Here is a 237-nt window from a genome sequence, read left to right on the forward strand (position 1 = left end):
ATGAACCGCTCGATCTCGGCGTGCGTGGTGTAGAACGCGAGAGACGCGCGGCAGGTGGCCGCCACGCCGAAGTACTGCAGCAGCGGGTGGGCGCAGTGCTGGCCGGAGCGGATGGCCCCGCCTTCCAGGTCCAGCAGGGTGGCCAGGTCGTGCGCGTGCGCGCCTTCGCTCAGGCAAGAGACCACCGCCGCCTTGTCCGGCGTGGTGCCGAAGATACGCAGGCCGTCGATCTTGTTC

1 protein-coding gene is annotated in these 237 nt (G+C 69.2%); it reads right to left on the reverse strand.

Going from position 1 to position 237, the window contains the following annotated elements; all coding sequences use genetic code 11:
* Window positions 1-237: aminotransferase class V-fold PLP-dependent enzyme (locus tag ACQG3P_RS23440; RefSeq protein ID WP_426806382.1), on the reverse strand; the 237-nt coding region annotated here is incomplete at both ends.

This window comes from Stenotrophomonas sp. SrG, from assembly GCF_050031795.1.
Classification (GTDB): domain Bacteria; phylum Pseudomonadota; class Gammaproteobacteria; order Xanthomonadales; family Xanthomonadaceae; genus Stenotrophomonas; species Stenotrophomonas rhizophila_A.